Raw genomic sequence first — 14,530 nt, 5'->3', positions numbered from 1 at the left:
GGGTTACTTTCCTTCGATGGTCAGCGCTTCGTCAACGAGAGCGGCTTGTTGTGCTTTGTGCTGGCTTGCCAGCCCCGTCGCGGGCGAGGCGGATGTCGCGCGGCCGACGTAGGTGGGGCGGCCGTGTTTCGCGCCGATGCGGCCAAGAACCCATTCGATGTTCGGCTCGATGAAGCTCCACCCGCCCTGGTTCTTGGGTTCTTCCTGACACCAGACCATTTCGGCGTTCTTGAACCGTTCCAGTTCCTTGACCGAAGACTGCGCCGGGAAGGGATAGAACTGTTCGAAACGCAGCAGGTAGATGTCGTCGATGCCGCGGCTGTCGCGTTCTTCCAGCAGGTCGTAGTAGACCTTGCCCGAACACATCACGACCCGCTTGATCTTGTCGTCCGCCACCAGCTGGGTGTCGGAGTTCCCCTTTTCGGCGTCGTCCCACAAGACGCGGTGGAAACTGCTGCCGGTGGTAAAATCCTCGGCCCGGCTGATCGCCAGCTTGTGGCGCAGGAGCGATTTCGGCGTCATCAGCATGAGCGGCTTGCGGTAGCTGCGGTGCAGCTGGCGGCGCAGCAGGTGGAAGTAGTTGGCCGGCGTGGTGCAGTTCGCCACGATCCAGTTGTCGCCGCCGCACATCGTCAGGAACCGTTCGAGCCGCGCGGAGGAGTGTTCGGGCCCTTGCCCTTCGTAGCCGTGCGGCATCAGGCAGACGAGACCGGACATGCGCAGCCATTTGCTCTCGCCCGAGCTGATGAACTGGTCGAACATGATCTGCGCGCCGTTGGCGAAGTCGCCGAACTGGGCTTCCCACAGGGTCAGCGCGTTGGGTTCGGCCAGCGAATAGCCGTATTCGAAACCCAGCACCGCGTATTCGGACAGCATGGAATCGATGACTTCGTATTCCGCCTGACCCTCGCGGATGTGGTTCAGCGGATAGTAGCGGTCCTCGGTCTCCTGGTTGATCAGGGCCGAATGCCGCTGGCTGAAGGTGCCGCGGGCGCTGTCCTGTCCGGCAAGGCGGACCTTGTAGCCCTCGGTCAGGAGGGACCCGAAGGCGATGGCCTCGGCCGTGGCCCAGTCGAAACCTTCGCCGTCGCGGAACATCGCCTGCTTCGCCTCCAGCAGACGGCCCACCGTCTTGTGCAGCGGGAAGTCGTCGGGGACCGTTGTCAGGGCCTTGCCGACGTCGGCAAGGGTGTCCTTGGAGATCGCGGTCTTGCCGCGCTGGTATTTCTTCTCCTTCGACTTGTCGAGGTGCGACCACTTGCCGTCCAGCCAGTCGGCCTTGTTCGGGCGGTAGTCCTTTCCGGCCTCGAATTCCTCGTTCATCTTCTTCTGGAAGTCGGCCTTCATGTCCTCGATCTCGCCCTCGGGGACGAGGCCGTCCTTGACCAGACGGTCGGCATAGAGGCTGAGCGTGGTCTTCTGGCCCTTGATCTTCTTGTACATGATCGGGTTGGTGAACATCGGCTCGTCGCCTTCGTTGTGACCGAAGCGGCGGTAGCAGATCATGTCGATCACCACGTCCTTGTGGAATTTCTGGCGGAATTCCGTCGCCACCTTGGCGGCATGAACGACCGCCTCCGGATCGTCGCCGTTCACGTGGAAGATCGGCGCCTCGACCACCAGCGCGTTGTCGGTGGGATAGGGCGAGGAGCGCGAGAAGTGCGGCGCGGTGGTAAAGCCGATCTGGTTGTTCACCACGATGTGCATGGTCCCGCCGGTCCTGTGCCCGCGCAGCCCCGACAGCGCGAAGCATTCCGCCACCACGCCCTGGCCCGCGAAGGCCGCATCGCCGTGCAGCAGGATCGGCATGACCTTGGTGCGGTCGCTGTCGTTCAGCTGGTCCTGCTTGGCGCGTGCCTTGCCCAGAACCACGGGATTGACCGCCTCGAGGTGGCTGGGGTTCGCGGTCAGGCTCAGGTGCACGGTGTTGCCGTCGAATTCACGGTCGGACGAGGCACCGAGGTGATATTTCACGTCGCCGGATCCGTCCACGTCCTCGGGCTTGAAGCTGCCGCCCTGGAATTCGTTGAAGATCGCCCGGTAGGGTTTCTGCATCACGTTGGCCAGCACCGACAGGCGGCCACGGTGGGGCATGCCGATGACCATCTCCTTGACGCCCAGGGCACCGCCGCGCTTGATGATCTGCTCCATCGCGGGGATCAGGCTTTCGCCGCCGTCGAGGCCGAAGCGCTTGGTGCCCATGTACTTGACGTGCAGGAACTTCTCGAAGCCCTCGGCCTCCACCAGCTTGTTCAGGATCGCCTTGCGTCCGTTCTTGGTAAAGGCGATCTCCTTGCCGTAGCCTTCGATGCGTTCCTTGAGCCACCCGGCCTGTTCGGGGTCGGAGATGTGCATGTACTGCAACGCGAAGGTGCCGCAGTAGGTGCGCTTCACGATATCGACAATCTCGCGCATGCTCGCCACTTCGAGCCCCAGCACGTTGTCGAGAAAGATCGGGCGGTCCATGTCCGCCTCGGTGAACCCGTAGGATTTCGGGTCCAGTTCCGCGTGCTCGCCGGTGTCGCGCATGCCCAGCGGGTCAAGCTCGGCCGCGAGATGGCCCCGGATCCGGTAGGCGCGGATCAGCATGAGCGCGCGGACGGAGTCGAGCACCGCGGCGCGGATCTGCTGGTTCGAGACCTCGACCCCCTTCTCCTGGGCCTTGGCGGCGATCTTGTCGCCCGCGGCGCGGGCTTCGACCGGGTCCGGCCACACGCCCGTCAGCGCGCCGATGTCGTCTCCCGCCGGGGCCGGAGGCCAGTCGCTGCGCGCCCAGGACGGGCCCGCCGCCTCGGCCTTCACGGCCGAGTCTTCGTCGCCCATCGCCTTGAAGAACGCGGCCCATGCCTCGTCCACCGCGGCGGGGTCGTTGGCGTATCGCGCGTACATCTGTTCGAGGTACTCGGCATTCTGACCTTCGAGGAAGGACGACGCCTGGAACTGGTCGTTGGCTGGCTGTTCAGTCATGGGTTTTACTCCTTGGAAGCGCCTCAGCGCGTACACCGGACGAAAAGGATCTTCACGTTGGGTCTGACGTCCTGCATCGCGGCGGACGTCGGGCGGGGTTCGGCGAGGGCCACATCCGCCTGACGCTGGCGATGGCACAGCGTTTCGGGTGCTGCTGCCAGTTCCTGGGCGTCCGCGACATCCTCGAGATACCAGATCGTGTATTCCGGCGGCTTGGTCCCGAAACCCTTCTGGACGAGATTGACAACGGAGCCTTGCGACATTCCGGTGTATTCCTCGTATTTCTCGGCGGCCTTGCGGTTGCGTTTCTCCCGCGCCGTTTCGGCGGTGACGTCGGCGGCCATCAGCAGGGTGCTGCCCACGAGGGCAACGGCGCCGAGGATCGGGCCGGGCTGTCTGGTCATTGGGACACCTCACGAGGGTTCGGGCCGTAAACATTGGGGCCGGGTTGGCTGGGACGGGTAAGCCACCAGATCACGAGAAACGGAGAGATGAGGGCGACGATCGCCGCCAGCATCAGGACGATGCCGAAGGCGCCGACGAAGATCCCGCCGAGGTCGCCAGCCATCACGTGCCCGAACACGCCCGCGAAGCTGGCGAACATGCCGATCCCCACCAGAACGATCAGCGGGTAGAGCAGGTACAGTCCGGAGCGGCCCGTGTCATGCATCCGGCGCCAGCCCACGGCCAGCGACGGGATCAGGATGGCCAGGCCGAAAACGCTGGCGATGGGGCCGCCGTTGTCCACGGTGACGGTGCCCGGCGCGGTCAGCAGCACGGGGTCGCCGAACAGCGCGCTGTCCACGAACCCCAGCAGCAGGCTGCCCAGAAACCCGAACAGCGCGAAATACCAGTACTCGGGCCGCGGCGCGCGGCCCGAGAATGTGGCATAGCGCCGAAGGCAGGTTCGGACAGCCTGTGCGAAGGTCATCTGCGTCTCCGTCGGCAGCGGGCAATCAGCCCTTTTCGATCGCGGCCTTGACGGCCTCGCCAAGGGTGGCGGGGCTGTCCGCGACGACGATACCGGCCGATTTCATCGCCTCGATCTTGTCCTCGGCGCCGCCCTTGCCACCGGCGACGATGGCGCCGGCGTGGCCCATGCGGCGGCCCGGAGGGGCGGTGCGCCCGGCGATGAAGCCCGCGGTGGGTTTCCAGCGGCCCTTCTTGCGCTCGTCCGCGAGGAATTGCGCGGCCTCTTCCTCGGCGGAGCCGCCGATTTCGCCGATCATGATGATGGATTCGGTCTCATCGTCGGCCAGGAACATTTCCAGCACGTCGATATGTTCGGTCCCCTTGATCGGGTCGCCGCCGATGCCCACGGCGGAGGACTGGCCGTAGCCCAGATCGGTTGTCTGCTTGACCGCCTCGTAGGTCAGCGTGCCCGAGCGGCTGACGACGCCGCAGGTGCCGCGCTTGTGGATATGGCCCGGCATGATGCCGATCTTGCAGGCGTCCGGCGTGATGACGCCGGGGCAGTTCGGCCCGATGAGGCGCGACTTGGACCCTTCGAGCGCGCGGGCGACGCGCATCATGTCGAGCACCGGGATGCCTTCGGTGATGCAGACGATCAGCGGCATTTCGGCGTCGATCGCCTCGAGGATCGAATCCGCGGCGAAGGGCGGCGGCACGTAGATCACCGATGCGTTCGCCTCGGTCACATGCATCGCCTCGTGGACGGAGTTGAACACCGGCAGGTCAAGGTGTGTCTGTCCGCCCTTGCCGGGGGTGACGCCGCCGACCATCTTCGTGCCGTAGGCGATGGCCTGTTCGGTGTGGAAGGTCCCCTGCGACCCGGTAAGGCCCTGACAGATGACTTTGGTGTTTTCGTCTACAAGTACGGCCATGTGCCGCGTCTCCTTCAGTTATTTTCGTTCGTGGTTCAGACCGTCGCGCAGGCGTCAGTCGATGATGGGTCGTGATCCGTCGCCGGGGACAGGGGTGTAGGGCACGGCGGCGGCACAGTCAGGTTCGCCCGCGGCACCACAGCCGACGGTGGTGACCGGGGCGACGGCAACGGGGCCCCGCGCCGGCGCGTAGGTGCCGGGATGGACAGCCTGCGGCCCGGCGCGCACACCGTCGTTGGCAACGTCGTTGCAGGCCGCGAGAAGGGCCGCGCTGGCGATCAGGGCGGCGGTCAGACGTGCTGTCATGGCTGGCTCCGTCGGGATGGTTGCGGTGATGATCCCCCCGGCAGACCGAGCCCGGCGTAAAGACGGTCCACGGCCATGAAGGTGACGGGGGCGGCGGGGGCGTTCCGGGTTCCGACATGCACGACGGCGACGCGGCCGCGCAGCAGTTCGCGCCCTTCGATCAGGGTGGTGCCGCTGGCGGGGCTGTGCGTGTCGGGCAGGGGGATCGGCGTGCCGAAGACAGGCGCCGTGGCCATCTGCGCGCGCAGCGCTTCCATGGCCTCGGCCGTATGGTCGCCGTCAAAGGCCACTTCGCAGCGGCGTTCCACCCCTTCGGGGGCATCGGCCGGGCGCGGCTCGAGGCTGTCGTCCCAGAAGGTCAGGGTGAAGGGCGCGCCATCGGCCTGCATGTTCGTCCGGGCATCGGCCACAGTCTGGCCCGCCTTGAAGCACCAGTCGTTGAACGTGGTGATCGCGATGCGCGCGGGCGTCGACGTGCCCGCGATCGCCCCCGGCGCGGCAAGCCCCGCCAAGAGCGCGATATGGAGGAGGTTTCGCATCAAAACAGGCGGTCCTCGTCCTCGACCAGTTCGTCCAGCGCGCGGACCAGGATCAGCCCCGCGCCCATGATCATCAGCGACCGGGCGATGGAGCCGGTCAAATTCCCCGGCAGCGCGCCCGCCAGCCCGTCACGGGACTTGCGCGCGGCGCGGCGGATGCCGTGGTCATGGCCACGGGAATCGTCGTCGTCGTCGGGCAGGGTCAGCAGATCGGGCTGCCAGCGCCGGATAAGCAGCCCCGCGCCGAGGAGGGCGAGGCCGGAGACGAGGGGGGAGGTGCGCATTTTTTCCTGCATGGTCAACCTTTCTGAATGTTCCGTTGCAAGGAAAATGGCCGAACGGCCCGGAGGTTCCGGTTCCGGCGCCGGGAAGGCGCCTGCCGGAACCCCGAAACCCCCACCGGAGGTTTCGCCGGCCTTATGGCCGGACAGGTCCCTTGCCGGGGCTCCGCCCGTTCGGACCTCGAAACCTCCATCGGAGGTTTCGCCGGCCTTATGGCCGGACAGGTCCTCACCCCTTGACGGCCTTGACGATTTTCTGCGCGCCGTCCTTCAGATCCTCGGCGGCGATCACGTCGACGTCGGAGTTGTTGATGATCTCCTTGCCCTTCTCGACGTTGGTCCCTTCGAGGCGGACGACCAGCGGCACCTTGAGGCCGACTTCTTTGACCGCGGCGATCACGCCCTCGGCGATCACGTCACAGCGCATGATGCCACCGAAGATGTTCACGAGGATGCCTTTGACGTTGGGATCGGAGGTGATGATCTTGAAGGCCTCGGTCACCTTGTCCTTGGTTGCGCCACCGCCCACGTCGAGGAAGTTGGCGGGCTCGGCACCGTAGAGCTTGATGATGTCCATCGTCGCCATCGCCAGACCCGCACCGTTCACCATGCAGCCGATCTCGCCGTCCAGCGCGATGTAGTTGAGGTCGTACTTGGAGGCTTCGAGTTCCTTGGGGTCTTCCTCGGTGGTGTCGCGCAGCTCGGCGATGTCGGCGTGACGGTAGATCGCGTTGCCGTCGAAGCTGAGCTTGGCATCCAGCACCTTGAGATCGCCGCCGTCGGTGACGATCAGCGGGTTGATCTCCAGCATCTCCATGTCCTTTTCAAGGAACGCCTTGTAGAGCAGGCCCATGAGGTTGACGCACTGCTTGACCTGCTTGCCTTCGAGACCGAGGGCAAAGGCGATGCGGCGGCCGTGGAACGGCTGGTAGCCGGTCGCCGGATCGACGGAGAAGCTGAGGATCTTGTCGGGGGTGTTCGCCGCGACTTCCTCGATGTCCATGCCGCCTTCGGTCGAGCAGACGAAGGACACGCGCTGGGTCTGACGGTCGACCAGCAGCGCGAGGTAGAGCTCGGTCTCGATGTCCGAGCCGTCCTCGATGTAGATCCGGTTGACCTGCTTGCCGGCCGGGCCGGTCTGATGGGTCACGAGGGTGCGGCCCAGCATCTTCTTGGCCTGTTCGGCGGCCTCTTCCACGGATTTGGCAAGGCGCACGCCGCCTGCGTCGCCGGCGTCTGCTTCCTTGAACTTGCCCTTGCCGCGGCCGCCCGCGTGAATTTGCGCCTTCACCACCCAGAGCGGGCCATCCATCTCTCCGGCGGCATTCTTGGCGTCCTCTGCCTTGAGGACGACACGGCCATCGGAGACGGGCGCGCCGTAGCTGCGCAGGAGGGCTTTGGCCTGGTATTCGTGGATGTTCATCGCAAATGGATCCCGTTGCTTGTTTCAAGATCGGCGCGCTGCGCGCGAGTCTTATCTGTCGCCAAACACGATTTAGCAGATGGCGGGATATTGAAAGGGCAAAGTGCATTTTGTGATCACGCGCCGAAATGCTGTGATCACAAAAGTGGCGGGATTATGCAAATGTCAATGAAATATGGCCCGATGGCCGCCGCCACTCCTTGAGGAATCGGGAGTGGCGATCCGCGCCGCCGGGTCAGCGCCGCCCGCGCGATCCGTATTCCAGCCAGGCCCGTTGATCCGGTGAAAGCGCGGCATCCATGGCACGGTCATAGGCGGCAAGCTGGGCATCGGTCAGGGTGCCGACCCATTTGCCGCTGCTGCCGCTGTGAAAGAACTCCGCGTCCGATTTCATGAACCCGCTGCCGCCCCCGGGCGCATAGCGCGCGGCGTTGGCCCGCATGTGGTCAAAGCTGGCTGCGCGCAGCAGTTGGTCCATCACCGCGGGCGGATGGGAGATGCCCAGCACCTCCGCCACGCGTGCGAAGGTGCCCGGTGGATCACGGCGCATGTCGGCATAGTGGAACAGGGTCACGTTCGGGCGGTCGGCCAGCGCCAGGGCGGCGGAATAGTGCCTGACGATATGGGCGAGCGGCATGGCATCGCCGTCAAAACCTTCGGGACCGCCATCGAGAAAGCGGCGGAAGGTGGTGCCGTCCTGATCGTCCTCCGGATACCAGAGCGTGAAGAACGGCATCGGCATGTTGCGCAGATGCGTGCGATAGGAGAAATGCGCGTCGAGCGGGTGGCGAAAGACGCAGATGTACTGCACCCGGTCATCCAGTGGCAGCCCGTCCATCGGCGTGTGGCTTTTCAGGCAGCGCCTGTGGTTCATCGCTTCGATCCTGTCGGCGACCTCGGCCATCTCGCGGACGCGGATGTCGACCCAGGGCATGCGCACCGTCGGTTGCGTTTCCAGTTCCGGATCGCCGGAGCAGAGCAGGGCGACGATCGTCTGCATCCAGGTGGTGCCGCATTTCGGCGGGGAGGCCACGATCACGTCGTCGCCGCGCAGGCGTACCATGTCCCAGCGGCGGTTGTCGGTCAAAGGCCCGAGATAGAGTTGTCGGCCAGTCATGTCCGGCGCCTCCTGCAGCATCCGTCACAGGGAAGGTGCTGTGCAGGCGAATTGCAATGAGAAAATGGCGGGCAGCGGCATCCGGCACGATGGGCGGGCTGTCGTTGCGGAATGTGTTGCGTGCAACGCTGCGCCGCGGGTCCTGGCTGGCCCCGCGGCCCGTTTCAGGGCGCTGTGAGCGTCGGCCGGATGACGTTCCGGATGGCCGTGCAGAAATCGTCGAGGAGGGTCGATTCCGTGCTCAGCCGGCGGCGAAACGACCGTGACAGCTCCAGTTGCACGCCCTCGTGGGAACGCGTCCGGTTGCAGATATTGGTTTCGTGAACGCCGGGCAGCCTCTTGTTCGGTTCGGCCTCGAAACCGGCGTTTCGCAGCGATACCGCGATGGCATCGCGCAGACCAATTGCGCGACCGCCCAACCAGATCGTGTCACTCCCGTCGTCCTTGCGTCCGTGAACCGCGATTGCCGTGTCAGACCTGCCGACAAGGTCGAGGGCCTTCGGCTCATCAAAGCGGTGAGAAGTGATGTGGAAGTCGCCATGCGCGCCGGCTTGCAGTGCTTCAAAGATGTACAGGGAAAAGTCGGCGCCCGCGATTGCCTGCGCTATTTCTGCGGTTCCAGGCTCTATCGTGCCACCGTGCGGTGCGAGGATCACGACGGACGAGCCGCGATCCTCGGATCGGATGCAGTAGTCGACTCCCTCCTCCGACGCGGCAGCGAGTTCTTCAAAATTTCTGTAACGATCACCCATCCATCATTGTCCTGCTCGTGGAAAGGGCTGCTGATATGTCGCGGCGGATGCCGGCGGTCATGTGTTCAGCCTGCTCACCTTCTTGGAGATGCGTCCGCCCTTTTTCTCGATCGCCACGATCTCACCGAATTCGATATTCAGCCAGTCCTCCCCCTCTTCGGTCAGGGGTTCGGATGCGAAAATGGCGGAGGTCGCCTCGTTTTCCGGGCACACATCGACCCTGTAGGAGTTCTCGTAATTCTGGAAGTTCTTTCCGATGAGAAGGTACATCGGCTCCAGCAGCATCGAAAGGGACATGTCCTTGTCGCGCAGTTCCTTCCAGTTGCCGGTTACGTCCGTCTCACCCTTGTGGCCGCAGCCGTAATTGACGCCAATGATCCGGTCCTGCGAGACCAGGGCGATCTTCAGCTTTGTCAGCGCGGCAAGATCGAGCTTTTCCATTGCCTCAAGAATGACCTCGAGCAGTTTCTCGAACGCCTGTTTGACGTCTTCGTCGCTGTCACCCTCGAGCAGGGACAGCAGCAATACATACAGGAATTCCGTGTCGGTCGTGCCGCGCATCTGCTTGAGATAGCGATCCTCGCAATGCGCCAGCAGTTCCCTTTGCAGCAGCCGCCAGTTCGGCAAGGCACCGTTCTGGGCGATGATCCAGGGCGTCCCGTCAAAGGAAAAAGGGTGACAGTTTTCATCAACCTGAACAACGCCGGCATCGTAGCTGGACGCGCGCACGTGAGCTAGCAGCGTACTGCCCTGAAGGCTCGGAATGATGCCCTTGGCATTGTCGTCGTAGAAGGCCGCCTTGGGCCTGCGATAGAGCAATGGCTCTTCCGGTTTCAGAAGGTGCTCGCTCCATGCGCCAAATCCCCAGCCCGCCAACTGAAGGTGCGGATGAAGCTCAGGGTCGAGGCTCTGATTGATCAGACTGTTCTCGGGCTCGAGGAGCAGGCTCGCGAGCGGTATTTCAGGCCCGATATAGGCAAAGACGCGGCACATGGGGATCCTGACCTCTCAGTTGACTACAGGCCGGACATGGCCACGACATGACGTGTCCGAATTATTTCAGACATCGCCTTCTGCTCATGGAAGGGTCTCCCAATTGTTGCAGCACCGTGCAACATGGCCTCGAAGCTTCCATTTTCCAGAAAAAGGCCTGCGCCGTTACATCGGCATCAGCGCCCAGTAGTCGAGGTCGAGCAGGACGTCGGGCAGGTACTTGCCATCCTCGCCCTTCAGCCTGAAGGGCTCGCCCCCCTTGGTCGCCACCAGCCGCAGGCGGATCGCCCCGACGCCGGGGGCGGAGGTCTCGGCCTTGTCCAGCACCTCTGACCAGGCGCGGATCGTGTCGCCGGCGAGGCAGGGGTTGGCATGTGCGCCGCCGTTCAGGCCGACGACCATCTGCGCGTTGGCAAGGCCGTTGAAGGACAAGGCCCGCGCCATGGAGATCACGTGGCCGCCATAGATCAGGCGGCTGCCGTCCGGGCGGGCGGAGGTGTCGAAATGCACCTTGGCGGTGTTTTGCCACAGGCGGGTGGCCATCATGTGTTCGGCTTCTTCGACGGTGACGCCGTCGACGTGGTCGATCCGTTCGCCGACCTCGTAGTCGCCCCAGCGATACGGCTCCCCCGCCAGCGTGAAATCGTAGTCGGTGAAGTCGAGCCCTTGGGGAATCACGAGGTCGGAGGCCGCCACCGCCTCGGGCAATTCGGGCACCACGGTGTCCGGGGCGGGTGCATCGGTGTCATGCTTGCGCACCATCACCCAGCGCACGTATTCCAGCACAGGTTCGTCATGCTGGTTCAGCCCGGTGGTGCGCACATAGACCACGCCGGTCTTGCCGTTGGAGTTCTGCTTGAGCCCGATCACCTCGGATTCGCTGCGCAGCGTGTCGCCGGGCCAGACCGGGGCGAGCCAGCGGCCCTGCGCGTAGCCGAGGTTGGCCACGGCGTTCAGCGACACGTCCGGCACGGTTTTCCCAAAGACCACGTGAAAGGCGATCATGTCGTCGAGCGGGCTGAACGGCAGGCCGCAGCCTTGGGCGAACTGGTCGGAGGAATACAGCGCGTGCCGTGCCGGGTAGAGCATGTGGTAGAGCGCCCGTTCGCCCATCTTGACGGTTCGGGGCACCGCGTGGCGAATGGTTTCGCCCACGGTGTAATCCTCGAAGAAGCGGCCCGCGTTGGTCTTGGCCATCAGTGGTCCCCCAGCTTGGTGTCGGGCGTATAGGTGCCTTCGACCTCCTTCACCACCGACTGACCGCAGCGCATGACCCCGGCGGCGTGATCCCATGTCTGGGTGGGCGAGCCGTAAAGCTCCCAGCCCTTGTTCAGGGCATCGGTGACCTTGTGGCAGAAGGCGGACGTGTCCTCTTCGGACAGGAAGCGGTAGAGTTTCATGCAGGCTCCGTCAGGGTTCAGGCGGGGAAGGGCGAGACGCCCAGCCATGTGTGGATGCCGACGACAACGGCAAAGATCACGGCGGTGATGACCACGAGCCGGATGTAGGTCGCGCGCCCCGCGTGGGGCGGCGGTGTCCAGTCGGGTTCGGCGCGGTTGATCAGGATGACGCTTACCACGGCCCAGGCCAGCAGCCCGCCGAACAGGATGATCGACGCGAGGTCGCCGTTCACCAGCAGGTGCGCCACGGCCCATGTCTTGACCGCCAGAAGCTGGGGGTGACGGGTCTTGTTGGCGGGCCAGGCCTTGGCTCCCTTGGCGGCGGAAGAGCCGTAGATCCAGAAGGCCAGCACCATCAGCAGGTTGTTCACATGCGTCAGGAAGGCCGGCGGGTCCCAGACCGGGATGAAGTCCGCAGCGCGGTAGCCGACGATCATCAGGATCACGCCCGCGACCACCAGCAGGGCCACGAGGCCCTTGCCCGCGTTGCCCATCCGGGCGCGGGCGTCGGGGGCGAGGCGTTTGAAATAATGTGCGCCCACCCAGAGGATGAGGCCGAGGATCAGAAGGAACATGGCGCTACTCCGCGCTGAGGGCTGCGATTGCGTCCAGTTTTGCCAGTGTTTCGCGGGCAGTTGCAACATGCAGGTTCTCGACGATCTTGCCGTCCACGACCGCGACGCTCTGACCCGAGGCGATGACCTCTTCGTAGGCCGCGATCTGGCGGCGGGCGAGATCGGCCTCTTCCTCGGTCGGCGAGAAGGCCTCGTTCGCGACATCGAGCTGCGCGGGATGGATCAGCGTCTTGCCGTCGAAACCCATGTCGCGGCCCTGTGCACATTCGGCGCGCAGCCCGTCGTCGTCCTTGAAGGCGTTGTAGACCCCGTCGATGATGGCGCATTCATGCGCCTTGGCGGCGAGGACGCACAGCCCGAGGCCGGTCATCAGCGGCAGACGGTCCTGCCGGAAGCGGGTCTGAAGATCCTTGGCCAGATCGTTGGTGCCCATGACCATCGCCTGAAGCGACCGGTGCGCCGCGATGGCGGGGGCGTTCAGCATCGCGCCGGGCGTCTCCATCATGGCCCACAGCGGGATGTCGCCCACGATCTCCGCCAGCGCCTCCAGATGGGCGGGGCTGCCGACCTTGGGCAGCAGGATCGCGTCCGCGTCCATGTTTCGGACGGCCTCCGCATCAGCGCGGCCCCATTCGGTGTCCAGGGCGTTGATGCGGATCACCTTGAGCCGCGCGCCGTAGCCCCCTTCGCCGAGCGCCGCGGCAAGGGTGTCGCGGGCGGCCGATTTCTCGTCCGGGCTCACCGCGTCTTCAAGGTCGAAGATGATCGCGTCGCAGGGCAGGCCCCGCGCCTTGTCCAATGCACGGGGTTTCGATCCGGGAATGTAGAGAACGGAACGCAGCGGGCGGGTGATCTTGGACATGGGGCCTCCGATGGGTTGGCGCGCAGGTCGGGTCGCGCAGTCATATTGTTGCGTGCAGATGCCCATTTTTGTTTGAATAGTTCAAGGGAAAACCTGCCGCAGTGCAGCGATTAGTGCCGCGCGCGGGGCCGCACGGCGTATTAACCAGTATTTCAGTCCTTTGTCTTCATCCTTTGCGCGTCGCCTTGGCCGCAGCGTCGGGCGTTCAGCACCCAAACCCGGCTCACCCGGATCACGCCGGGCGCGGCCTCTGGAAGGAAGGCAGACGATGGATCGCAGGATGAAACTCTTCAACATGGCGGCCCTGACCGCAGGGGCCGTCATCTATCTGGCGGCGGCGACGGACGTGGCGGCGCAAAACGCGCGGAATTGCGGCCCGCGCGACATCGTGGTGGCGCGGCTGGCCGAGGGATACGGCGAAACCCGCCAGTCCGTCGGATTGGGGGCCAACAACGCGGTGGTCGAGGTTTTCGCGTCCGGCGAAACCGGAAGCTGGACGATCACCGTGACGGTGCCCGGTGGCCTGACCTGTCTCGTCGCGTCGGGACAGGCATTCGAAACGGTGGTCGAAGCATTGCCCGCCCGGGGCGAGGACGCCTGAGAGACCTTCTTTCCCTTGGCTCCCGCGGGGGAAACCGGATGGCCGCCTCTCAGGTCAGGCCATCCCAGATCAGCTTGGCCCCCGTGATCGAAAGCAGCACGTAGGTCAGGCCGAAGAACACCCTTTCCGACACGAGGTGATGCGCCCGCACACCGGCCCATGTGCCCAGCAGCGCAAAGGGCGCAAGCGCGAGGTTCGCGGTAAAGGTCTGCGCGGTGAACATGCCCAGAACCGCGTAAGGCACGAACTTGATGATGTTGAGCGCCCAGAAGACGAGCACGGTGGTCGCCTGGAACTGGGTCTTGGTCAGGCCGCGCGTCAGCAGGAACACCGCCGCGGGCGGGCCTCCCGCATGGCTGACGAAGGTGGTGAACCCCACGACTCCCCCAAGGCCGAGGCCGGCGCGGTCGGACAGCCGCAGCCGGCGCAGCCGCAGCCACCCCCTTGCAAGGCTGATCTGCCAGACCACGAAGGCGACGGATACGCCGCCGATCAGCAGGCGGAACAGGTCCGGTGACGCGACCCGGTAGAGCGCCGCACCCAGCGCGATGCCGGGCAGCGCGCCCAGAATCAGCAGCCGGGCGTCCGGCGCGCTCCATTTCCGCCAGTAGGGGCGCAGCGAACTGACGTCGATCAGCATGAGCAGCGGCAACATCACCCCGAGCGCGAGGCCCGGCTCCACCACCAGTGCGAGGATGCTGGCCGCGGCAAATGCCGCCCCGGACCCGAACCCGGCCTTGGAAACCCCGGCAAAGAAAACGGCCGGTCCGGCGACCAGAAAGAAGGTCAAATCCAGCATGCATGTGTCATAGATTATAACCGGTCGAAGATAATCACTTTTTCGTGGAACAAGCTGAGCAGGTCCGTGTT

At 64.7% G+C, this 14,530-nt stretch carries 17 protein-coding genes; 1 reads left to right on the top strand and 16 read right to left on the bottom strand.

Features of this window, described 5'->3' with window-relative positions; genetic code table 11:
- Positions 1-3: 3 nt before the first annotated feature.
- From BOO69_RS13795 to BOO69_RS13725, 15 genes are all read right to left on the bottom strand, one after another.
- The gene (locus BOO69_RS13795) at positions 4-2,967 is read right to left on the bottom strand and encodes a 2-oxoglutarate dehydrogenase E1 component (RefSeq protein ID WP_071972690.1); all 2,964 of its coding nucleotides are present in this window, start codon (positions 2,965-2,967) and stop codon (positions 4-6) included.
- A gap of 23 nt (positions 2,968-2,990) precedes the next feature.
- Complete coding sequence (locus BOO69_RS13790) at positions 2,991-3,371, bottom strand: hypothetical protein (protein ID WP_071972689.1); 381 nt, start codon at positions 3,369-3,371, stop codon at positions 2,991-2,993.
- Complete coding sequence (locus BOO69_RS13785; protein ID WP_071972688.1) at positions 3,368-3,898, bottom strand: DUF805 domain-containing protein; 531 nt, start codon at positions 3,896-3,898, stop codon at positions 3,368-3,370. The genes BOO69_RS13790 and BOO69_RS13785 overlap by 4 nt, the downstream gene beginning before the upstream one ends.
- A 25-nt stretch (positions 3,899-3,923) precedes the next feature.
- Positions 3,924-4,811 (bottom strand): succinate--CoA ligase subunit alpha, encoded by an 888-nt coding sequence (sucD, locus tag BOO69_RS13780; RefSeq protein ID WP_071972687.1) that lies wholly within the window; start codon positions 4,809-4,811, stop codon positions 3,924-3,926.
- A 54-nt stretch (positions 4,812-4,865) separates the two neighbouring features.
- Positions 4,866-5,117 (bottom strand): hypothetical protein, encoded by a 252-nt coding sequence (locus tag BOO69_RS13775; RefSeq protein ID WP_071972686.1) that lies wholly within the window; start codon positions 5,115-5,117, stop codon positions 4,866-4,868.
- Entirely contained in the window at positions 5,114-5,656 is a 543-nt protein-coding gene (locus BOO69_RS13770) for a hypothetical protein (RefSeq protein ID WP_071972685.1), read from the bottom strand. The genes BOO69_RS13775 and BOO69_RS13770 overlap by 4 nt, the downstream gene beginning before the upstream one ends.
- Positions 5,656-5,940 carry a hypothetical protein gene (locus BOO69_RS13765; protein ID WP_237267472.1) on the bottom strand — a complete coding sequence of 95 codons (285 nt, stop codon included), beginning with the start codon at positions 5,938-5,940 and terminating at the stop codon, positions 5,656-5,658. The genes BOO69_RS13770 and BOO69_RS13765 overlap by 1 nt, the downstream gene beginning before the upstream one ends.
- A 226-nt stretch (positions 5,941-6,166) precedes the next feature.
- The gene (gene sucC, locus BOO69_RS13760) at positions 6,167-7,360 is read right to left on the bottom strand and encodes an ADP-forming succinate--CoA ligase subunit beta (RefSeq protein ID WP_071972683.1); all 1,194 of its coding nucleotides are present in this window, start codon (positions 7,358-7,360) and stop codon (positions 6,167-6,169) included.
- Positions 7,361-7,595: 235 nt separating this feature from the next.
- Positions 7,596-8,477: a sulfotransferase domain-containing protein gene (locus tag BOO69_RS13755; protein WP_172839545.1), complete on the bottom strand. Its 882-nt coding sequence runs from the start codon at positions 8,475-8,477 to the stop codon at positions 7,596-7,598.
- Positions 8,478-8,641: 164 nt separating this feature from the next.
- Positions 8,642-9,229 (bottom strand): poly-gamma-glutamate hydrolase family protein, encoded by a 588-nt coding sequence (locus BOO69_RS13750; RefSeq protein ID WP_071972681.1) that lies wholly within the window; start codon positions 9,227-9,229, stop codon positions 8,642-8,644.
- 57 nt (positions 9,230-9,286) lie between these two features.
- On the bottom strand, positions 9,287-10,222 hold the full coding sequence (locus BOO69_RS13745) for a class II glutamine amidotransferase (protein WP_071972680.1): 936 nt from the start codon (positions 10,220-10,222) through the stop codon (positions 9,287-9,289).
- Positions 10,223-10,387: 165 nt separating this feature from the next.
- The gene (locus tag BOO69_RS13740) at positions 10,388-11,419 is read right to left on the bottom strand and encodes a MaoC family dehydratase (RefSeq protein WP_071972679.1); all 1,032 of its coding nucleotides are present in this window, start codon (positions 11,417-11,419) and stop codon (positions 10,388-10,390) included.
- Positions 11,419-11,622, bottom strand: coding sequence for a DUF1737 domain-containing protein (locus BOO69_RS13735; protein ID WP_071972678.1), 204 nt, complete (start codon positions 11,620-11,622; stop codon positions 11,419-11,421). The genes BOO69_RS13740 and BOO69_RS13735 overlap by 1 nt, the downstream gene beginning before the upstream one ends.
- A 17-nt stretch (positions 11,623-11,639) precedes the next feature.
- Positions 11,640-12,197 (bottom strand): NnrU family protein, encoded by a 558-nt coding sequence (locus BOO69_RS13730; RefSeq protein ID WP_071972677.1) that lies wholly within the window; start codon positions 12,195-12,197, stop codon positions 11,640-11,642.
- 4 nt (positions 12,198-12,201) lie between these two features.
- On the bottom strand, positions 12,202-13,059 hold the full coding sequence (locus BOO69_RS13725) for an HpcH/HpaI aldolase/citrate lyase family protein (protein ID WP_071972676.1): 858 nt from the start codon (positions 13,057-13,059) through the stop codon (positions 12,202-12,204).
- A gap of 280 nt (positions 13,060-13,339) precedes the next feature.
- On the opposite strand from BOO69_RS13725, the gene BOO69_RS13720 reads away from it, so the two are divergent.
- On the top strand, positions 13,340-13,660 hold the full coding sequence (locus BOO69_RS13720) for a hypothetical protein (RefSeq protein ID WP_237267470.1): 321 nt from the start codon (positions 13,340-13,342) through the stop codon (positions 13,658-13,660).
- Between the two features lie 49 nt (positions 13,661-13,709).
- Here BOO69_RS13720 and BOO69_RS13715 read toward each other — a convergent pair whose 3' ends face one another.
- A complete protein-coding gene (locus BOO69_RS13715) occupies positions 13,710-14,459 on the bottom strand; it encodes a sulfite exporter TauE/SafE family protein (RefSeq protein WP_071972674.1) in 750 nt (249 codons plus the stop codon).
- Positions 14,460-14,530: the final 71 nt, after the last annotated feature.

Origin of the sequence: Sulfitobacter alexandrii, assembly GCF_001886735.1 — a bacterium.
Lineage (GTDB): Bacteria > Pseudomonadota > Alphaproteobacteria > Rhodobacterales > Rhodobacteraceae > Sulfitobacter > Sulfitobacter alexandrii.
This window is presented reverse-complemented; position numbering and strand designations above follow the sequence as displayed.

What these genes read in the sequence shown, in the direction of transcription:
- BOO69_RS13755 (WP_172839545.1), bottom strand. Translation starts at nt 8,477, where the DNA reads ATGACTGGCCGACAACTCTATCTCGGGCCTTTGACCGACAACCGCCGC.
- BOO69_RS13735 (WP_071972678.1), bottom strand. Translation starts at nt 11,622, where the DNA reads ATGAAACTCTACCGCTTCCTGTCCGAAGAGGACACGTCCGCCTTCTGC.
- BOO69_RS13795 (WP_071972690.1), bottom strand. Translation starts at nt 2,967, where the DNA reads ATGACTGAACAGCCAGCCAACGACCAGTTCCAGGCGTCGTCCTTCCTC.
- BOO69_RS13715 (WP_071972674.1), bottom strand. Translation starts at nt 14,459, where the DNA reads ATGCTGGATTTGACCTTCTTTCTGGTCGCCGGACCGGCCGTTTTCTTT.
- BOO69_RS13720 (WP_237267470.1), top strand. Translation starts at nt 13,340, where the DNA reads ATGAAACTCTTCAACATGGCGGCCCTGACCGCAGGGGCCGTCATCTAT.
- BOO69_RS13765 (WP_237267472.1), bottom strand. Translation starts at nt 5,940, where the DNA reads ATGCGCACCTCCCCCCTCGTCTCCGGCCTCGCCCTCCTCGGCGCGGGG.
- BOO69_RS13750 (WP_071972681.1), bottom strand. Translation starts at nt 9,229, where the DNA reads ATGGGTGATCGTTACAGAAATTTTGAAGAACTCGCTGCCGCGTCGGAG.
- BOO69_RS13790 (WP_071972689.1), bottom strand. Translation starts at nt 3,371, where the DNA reads ATGACCAGACAGCCCGGCCCGATCCTCGGCGCCGTTGCCCTCGTGGGC.
- BOO69_RS13770 (WP_071972685.1), bottom strand. Translation starts at nt 5,656, where the DNA reads ATGCGAAACCTCCTCCATATCGCGCTCTTGGCGGGGCTTGCCGCGCCG.
- BOO69_RS13775 (WP_071972686.1), bottom strand. Translation starts at nt 5,117, where the DNA reads ATGACAGCACGTCTGACCGCCGCCCTGATCGCCAGCGCGGCCCTTCTC.
- BOO69_RS13730 (WP_071972677.1), bottom strand. Translation starts at nt 12,197, where the DNA reads ATGTTCCTTCTGATCCTCGGCCTCATCCTCTGGGTGGGCGCACATTAT.
- BOO69_RS13740 (WP_071972679.1), bottom strand. Translation starts at nt 11,419, where the DNA reads ATGGCCAAGACCAACGCGGGCCGCTTCTTCGAGGATTACACCGTGGGC.
- BOO69_RS13745 (WP_071972680.1), bottom strand. Translation starts at nt 10,222, where the DNA reads ATGTGCCGCGTCTTTGCCTATATCGGGCCTGAAATACCGCTCGCGAGC.
- sucC (WP_071972683.1), bottom strand. Translation starts at nt 7,360, where the DNA reads ATGAACATCCACGAATACCAGGCCAAAGCCCTCCTGCGCAGCTACGGC.
- BOO69_RS13725 (WP_071972676.1), bottom strand. Translation starts at nt 13,059, where the DNA reads ATGTCCAAGATCACCCGCCCGCTGCGTTCCGTTCTCTACATTCCCGGA.
- BOO69_RS13785 (WP_071972688.1), bottom strand. Translation starts at nt 3,898, where the DNA reads ATGACCTTCGCACAGGCTGTCCGAACCTGCCTTCGGCGCTATGCCACA.
- sucD (WP_071972687.1), bottom strand. Translation starts at nt 4,811, where the DNA reads ATGGCCGTACTTGTAGACGAAAACACCAAAGTCATCTGTCAGGGCCTT.